General features: G+C 43.8%; 3 protein-coding genes, 4 tRNA genes and 1 pseudogene. 1 reads left to right on the top strand and 7 read right to left on the bottom strand.

Features of this window, described 5'->3' with window-relative positions; translation table 11 throughout:
* The 5 genes from IQR33_RS09465 to IQR33_RS09445 all read right to left on the bottom strand — a co-directional run.
* The coding region (locus IQR33_RS09465; RefSeq protein ID WP_135300427.1) for a GTP-binding protein at positions 1–99 on the bottom strand (99 nt) is incomplete at its 3' end.
* A gap of 101 nt (positions 100–200) precedes the next feature.
* Positions 201–276: transfer RNA gene (locus IQR33_RS09460), tRNA-Thr, on the bottom strand.
* 13 nt (positions 277–289) lie between these two features.
* Positions 290–364, bottom strand: a tRNA-Gly gene (locus tag IQR33_RS09455).
* Between the two features lie 35 nt (positions 365–399).
* Positions 400–484: transfer RNA gene (locus tag IQR33_RS09450), tRNA-Tyr, on the bottom strand.
* A 36-nt stretch (positions 485–520) separates the two neighbouring features.
* Positions 521–596: transfer RNA gene (locus IQR33_RS09445), tRNA-Thr, on the bottom strand.
* Positions 597–801: 205 nt separating this feature from the next.
* Between IQR33_RS09445 and coaA the strand changes: the two genes are divergently transcribed.
* Positions 802–1,725: a type I pantothenate kinase gene (coaA, locus tag IQR33_RS09440; protein WP_005388683.1), complete on the top strand. Its 924-nt coding sequence runs from the start codon at positions 802–804 to the stop codon at positions 1,723–1,725.
* 7 nt (positions 1,726–1,732) lie between these two features.
* Here coaA and birA read toward each other — a convergent pair whose 3' ends face one another.
* Complete coding sequence (birA, locus tag IQR33_RS09435) at positions 1,733–2,698, bottom strand: bifunctional biotin--[acetyl-CoA-carboxylase] ligase/biotin operon repressor BirA (RefSeq protein WP_005373054.1); 966 nt, start codon at positions 2,696–2,698, stop codon at positions 1,733–1,735.
* Positions 2,695–3,109: pseudogene (locus tag IQR33_RS09430) on the bottom strand (UDP-N-acetylenolpyruvoylglucosamine reductase); the annotation flags it as partial. The gene birA and the pseudogene IQR33_RS09430, both read right to left, overlap by 4 nt.

The raw sequence follows: 3,109 nt of genomic DNA, 5'->3' as shown, positions 1-3,109 counted from the left end.
ACAGATAGCTGCAGTTAGAGTTGTTTTACCGTGGTCAACGTGGCCGATAGTACCAACGTTAACGTGCGGTTTCGTACGTTCAAATTTTTCTTTAGACATGAGTGGTCCCTCTAGGTACGGATTTAGGTGGCCCAAATTGACCACGCAACCAAAAAAGATAATTGGTAAATCTAATATCAAAAGGAAATAAACTTGAGAGCTGGTGCTGATAGGCAGACTCGAACTGCCGACCTCATCCTTACCAAGGATGCGCTCTACCACCTGAGCTATATCAGCACTCAAATTAGAGTGGAGCGGGCAGCGGGAATCGAACCCGCATCATCAGCTTGGAAGGCTGAGGTAATAGCCATTATACGATGCCCGCAACACGTAACTCTGAGAGCTATTTCCTAAAGAATATGGTGGAGGGGGACGGATTCGAACCATCGAAGGCAGTGCCGGCAGATTTACAGTCTGCTCCCTTTGGCCACTCGGGAACCCCTCCAAATTTTCAAGCCATTCAGACTACTAAAGGAAAGAATGGTGCCGACTACCGGAATCGAACTGGTGACCTACTGATTACAAGTCAGTTGCTCTACCTACTGAGCTAAGTCGGCATAATTGGTGCGCATTCTATTGAATGATTTTCTAGGTTGCAATAGTAATTTGAAAAAAAATCATAAATTTCGATTTTTTAGATTCGTTTGCTGCAAATTCGTACAAACTTAGCTTTTTTAAAGTAAACTTCGACCTTTGTCGTTTGCTTTGAAGTTCGCTTGATGTATGTTCTTGCTTCTATTAAACCAAGGATAAAAGAGACCCATGAGTCCATTTTTGTCATTTGACCGTGCAAATTGGGCCGAGTTAAGAAACTCTGTACCGATGACACTTTCTGAAGACGACTTGACTGCGCTTCAGGGCATTAATGAAAACCTAACCATGGAGGAAGCGGTAGAGATCTACCTTCCTTTGTCTCGTCTTTTGAATCTGTATGTCCAGGCTCGTCAAAGCCGCAATTCCGTATTACAACAATTCTTAAATACAGAGGAACATGCTCCCCCTTTCGTAATTGGTATCGCTGGCAGTGTTGCTGTAGGCAAAAGTACGACTGCTCGTATTCTAACGGCATTGCTTTCTCGTTGGGAGAATCATCCCAAAGTGTCCTTGGTTACAACAGATGGCTTCCTATATCCGAAAAAAGTACTAGAAGAACGCGGTATCATGCATCGTAAAGGCTTCCCAGAATCCTATGATATCAAGCGCTTAGTCGAGTTCATGTCTGACGTAAAGGCAGGAAAGCCCGATCTTGAAGTACCCATCTACTCTCACATCACGTATGACATTACTGATGAACTAAGAAAAGTGGATAGACCGGATGTTCTTATTATTGAAGGTTTAAACGTTCTGCAAAGTGGAATGGACTATCCACATGACCCGCATCGTGTCTTCGTCTCTGACTTTTTAGATTTTTCAATTTATGTCGATGCAGAAACAGAGACCATTGAACATTGGTATGTAGAACGCTTTTTAAAGTTTCGCCAAGGGGCCTTTACGAAACCAGGCTCTTATTTTAGCCACTACACACAACTCTCTGTCGATGACGCAAAGAAAAAAGCGAAGCAAATTTGGCATGATATTAATGGGCTCAATTTAGAATTGAATATTCTTCCAACTCGTGAGAGAGCCCACTTGATTCTACACAAAGGCGTTAACCACTTAGTTGATAAAGTCTCGTTGCGAAAGTAATCGAAGATTAGTCACTTTTACGCAACGAGATTTCACCACCAATATAAGTCTCTAGTCCTTGGGAGGTTTCGATTAATATTCCACCTTGATGATCGATGCCTCGAACGACGCCATATACCTCTCTAGGACCAATAAGCAGTTTGACCTGACGATTAAGGAAATTGTCTAACCGATTCCAACGTTCGATAAAGCCAGTAAGTCCTTTCATTTCATATTCGACAAGTGCGGAATTCCAATGCTTGATAAGTGTCATTGCTAGAACATTTCTATCGATCTTGAGACTCTGATTTACTTGGTTCAACGTGGTCCATGGCTGGTCAATCTCAGGCTGGTCGTCAGGCATTCCAATATTCAGGCCCATCCCAATCACTAGATGAGCAGCCCCACCGGCCTGACCCGACATTTCAACCAAGATTCCGGCCAGTTTTTTATCTTGATAATACAAGTCATTCGGCCACTTGAGTTTAACACCTTGCATGCCTACTTCTTCCAAAGCTTCCACTGCGGCAATCCCAATCACCAAGCTCAAGCCCATTGCCGCAGCCATTCCTGCATCCAGTCGCCAATACATAGAGAGATATAAGTTAGAGCCAAACGGTGAGACCCATTGTCTACCGCGGCGACCACGCCCTTGTGCTTGATATTCAGCAATACAAACACGGCCCTTTTCCGAATCCGCGACTCTGTCGAGCAAATATTGATTCGTTGAGTCAATCACAGGGACGAGTTCAACAAGTGACTCCGAGCTAGTGGTAAGGAGAGTCTCGTCTAACAACTGCAATGGTGAGGCTAATTGGTAACCGCGCCCTTGCACTCGATAAATATCAATACCCCATTCACTAAGACCTTTAATGTGCTTAGCGATTGCCGCTCTAGAAACATTAAGATCGTCGCCCAACGCTTCTCCTGAATGAAACTCGCCATCACTTAATAACTTTAGAATATGAAGTTTCGTAGAGTGATCTTTTCTCATCTAGATGCCTCGATCTGAGCCAAATTGGTCTCCCCAGTACGATTGAGAAAGCGTACTTCATGCTCAAGTATGATTTGGTATTTGTCCCATACTGTCTGCTTCACTAAAGAAGCAAGCGCGACAATGTCATCTGCACTACAATTATCCATGTTGGTCAAAACCAAAGCTTGCATAGGGTTGACCTGCGCACCGTGTACAGACTTCCCTTTTAATCCACACTGATCGATAAGCCAACCAGCAGCAATTTTCATTCCTCCAGAAGCTGGGTAGGCCACTACGTTAGGGTATTTTTTTGTGAGTCGATAATAGTGATCTTGCGTGATCACTGGGTTTTTAAAGAAACTACCTGCGTTACCTATCTTGGTTGGATCTGGTAGTTTTGCCTTTCGCACTTGGCATACTCGTTCGAAG

Source organism: Vibrio sp. OPT46 (assembly GCF_015163535.1).
GTDB classification, from domain to species: domain Bacteria; phylum Pseudomonadota; class Gammaproteobacteria; order Enterobacterales; family Vibrionaceae; genus Vibrio; species Vibrio alginolyticus.
This window is presented reverse-complemented; position numbering and strand designations above follow the sequence as displayed.

Bases quoted from the DNA above. Each gene is read 5' to 3' on its own strand.
- coaA (WP_005388683.1), top strand. From the start codon at position 802: ATGAGTCCATTTTTGTCATTTGACCGTGCAAATTGGGCCGAGTTAAGA.
- birA (WP_005373054.1), bottom strand. From the start codon at position 2,698: ATGAGAAAAGATCACTCTACGAAACTTCATATTCTAAAGTTATTAAGT.